We start from the raw sequence: 256 nt of genomic DNA on the forward strand, positions 1-256 counted from the left end.
GTGTTAACATCAACCCACCTTTTCGTGATAAGTACTTTTCTTCGATTTGCTGGAAAGGAGTTAGATCATTTTCTACTGAGGCTCTCTTTTCCTCTTCTTCTTTAATTCTTAAATTCTTTAATTCTTGATATAGTTCCGACTTCGTACCGCTTTCGTTCCGTCTTCGTTCTGCGATAGGTTCTTCTTCCGTTCTGGGTTCTGTTTCGTGATCATTCGAAAACTCTTGATATGACTCGTATTTCACAATGGTGAATAG

1 protein-coding gene is annotated in these 256 nt (G+C 38.3%); it reads right to left on the reverse strand.

All coding sequences use genetic code 11. The annotated features are described in order from the left end of the window. Positions 1-256, reverse strand: a 256-nt coding sequence (locus SB749_RS20075) for a hypothetical protein (protein WP_410711858.1), incomplete at both ends; no start/stop codon positions are given.

This window comes from Brevibacterium sp. SIMBA_078 (genome assembly GCF_046534565.1).
In the GTDB taxonomy this organism is placed as follows: Bacteria; Actinomycetota; Actinomycetes; order Actinomycetales; family Brevibacteriaceae; genus Brevibacterium.